Source organism: Thioclava sp. UBA3469 (assembly GCF_002378135.1).
Lineage (GTDB): Bacteria > Pseudomonadota > Alphaproteobacteria > Rhodobacterales > Rhodobacteraceae > Thioclava > Thioclava sediminum.
In genome coordinates, this window is sequence record NZ_DFRG01000190.1 from 1,307 (window position 1) to 2,631 (window position 1,325).

Genomic DNA, 1,325 nt, shown 5'->3' on the forward strand with positions numbered 1-1,325 from the left:
CAAGGAATTCATCCAGATGCGGCGCGACCGGATGACCTTCGCGATGATGATCGGCATCCCGATCCTGCAGCTGGTCATGTTCGGCTACATCATCAATTCCGACCCGCACCACCTGCCCACCCTGATCGAGATGGCCGATGAAAGCCCGGTGGCGCGCGCGGTGCTGTCGGGCATGGAGACCTCGGATTACTTCAAATTCGAGGGCATCGTGACCAGCGCCGAGGAAGGCGATCAGGCGCTCCGCGACGGCACCGCGAATTTCGTCGTGGTCATTCCGCCCAATTTCGAGCGCGACATCGTGCGGGGCCTGTCGCCAAAGCTTCTCGTCAGCGCCGACGCGTCCGATCCGACGGCTGTGGGCACCGCTGTCGGCGCGCTGTCGGGGATCATCGACACTGCGGTGAAGCAGACCTTCCAGGGCCCCCTCGCCCCGGTCGCAGGGCAACCGCCGCCCTTCTCGGTCGTGGTGCACAAGCAATTCAACCCGGCGAGCAAAACCTCGCTGAACATCGTGCCCGGCCTGATCGCCGTGATCCTCGCGATGACGATGGTGCTGATCACCGCCATCGCGATCGTGCGCGAGACAGAGCGCGGCACGATGGAAACCCTGATCGCGACGCCGGTCCGGCCGCTTGAGGTGATGCTGGGCAAGATCCTGCCCTATGTCGTGATCGGCTACATCCAGACCGTCGTGTTCCTGATCGCCGGGAAGCTTCTGTTCGGGGTGCCGTTCCTCGGATCGGGACTGGCCTTCTTCATCGGCTTCAACCTCTACATCGTAGTGAACCTCGCCCTCGGCTTCCTGATCTCGACCCTCGTGCGCACCCAGATGCAGGCGATGCAGGCGAGCTTCATGACGATCCTGCCCACGATCCTGCTGTCGGGATTCATGTTCCCCTACGCAGGCATGCCCGGCTGGGCGCAGGTGATCGGCTCGGCGATCCCCGCTACGCATTTCCTGCGGATCGTGCGCAAGGTGATGCTCAAAGGCGCCCATCTGGCCGACATCACCGGCGACTTGCGGGCGATCTTCATCATCGGCGTGGTGATCATGCTGATCTCGATGCTGCGCTACCGACAGACGCTGGACTGAGCCGCTTCGGCACGGCTTTCAAATCAGACCGGAGAGCGCCACGATCTCTCTCGGCACCTCCTCCAAAGAAAAAGGGGCGCGCCGCTCTGCGGCCGCCCCTTCGCTTGCAAGCCGCGCGCCTCGCGGGGCGCGCGGATTTTTCAGTCGAAGCTCGGGTAGATACCCTGCATGGCGATGCAATAGACGAGCCCCAGCGTCGGCTGGTCGTTCTCATGCGGCTGGCTGCTCCCGG

1 protein-coding gene is annotated in these 1,325 nt (G+C 63.6%); it reads left to right on the plus strand.

The window, feature by feature from the left end:
• On the plus strand, nucleotides 1-1,093 hold a 1,093-nt coding region (locus B3D39_RS13645), incomplete at its 5' end, for an ABC transporter permease (RefSeq protein WP_286789800.1).
• Nucleotides 1,094-1,325 lie beyond the last annotated feature (232 nt).